The organism is Holdemanella sp. DFI.5.55, from assembly GCF_020593575.1.
Lineage (GTDB): Bacteria > Bacillota_I > Bacilli_A > Erysipelotrichales > Erysipelotrichaceae > Holdemanella > Holdemanella hominis.
In genome coordinates, this window is sequence record NZ_JAJDMK010000447.1 from 1 (window position 1) to 217 (window position 217).

Consider the following 217-nt stretch of genomic DNA (forward strand, 5'->3'; position numbering starts at 1 on the left):
GGCACCCAAACCAAAGTGACCGACTTCTTCATCAGCATACTTAGCCTGCTGCATACTGCGCAGCATCATCACCTGGACCATCTGTTCTTCTGGCTTGCCGGCCACGCTCTTTAAAACGTCTTGGAGCATCTTGGGCTTAACGTTTTTCAAGTCACCCTTCATTTCAATGCCAAAGACGCTGAGCAGCTCAGCAAAGCTCTTGATTCGATCGGCATCC

The 217-nt window shown here is 50.2% G+C and carries 1 protein-coding gene; it reads right to left on the reverse strand.

The window, feature by feature from the left end:
* Positions 1 to 217 (reverse strand): RNB domain-containing ribonuclease (locus LJE08_RS14760; RefSeq protein WP_370633290.1); only part of this gene is annotated, 217 nt, incomplete at both ends.